Here is a 361-nt window from a genome sequence, read left to right on the forward strand (position 1 = left end):
GAGTAGCATCGGGCTTTGCTGTTAAATACACCGCGTGTCGCTGAAGCGTTGTCATCCGGCTTGGCGCATAGGCTGGCCCATCGCTCGTGTATCACGCCTCCTCCTGTTCAGAAGCGTACCGGGCGTTACACGCTATTTCTTGTAATCCTTCTTGACCTGTGAGCTTTTTAAAAATGTTGAAAATTGTCCACCTGGTAACGGGAGCAGCAGCTCTGTTGCTTTCTTTCATCCCCAGCCTGCGTAGCGAAGCGGTCGCTCCCTACCTGCAACAGCCTGACGCGCTTTTTCTGGCTTTTCTGGGGCTACTCAACCTGATTCTCGCTCCGGTAATTCCCTACTGGAATCGAGGCACCCGTCACAC

Annotated in this window: 1 protein-coding gene; it reads left to right on the plus strand. The window is 53.5% G+C overall.

Going from position 1 to position 361, the window contains the following annotated elements:
- Positions 1-173 precede the first annotated feature (173 nt).
- A partial coding sequence (locus EE949_RS22415) for a cold shock domain-containing protein membrane protein (RefSeq protein WP_277423371.1) occupies positions 174-361 on the plus strand: 188 nt, incomplete at its 3' end.

Origin of the sequence: Pseudomonas viridiflava (genome assembly GCF_900602065.1) — a bacterium.
In the GTDB taxonomy this organism is placed as follows: domain Bacteria; phylum Pseudomonadota; class Gammaproteobacteria; order Pseudomonadales; family Pseudomonadaceae; genus Aquipseudomonas.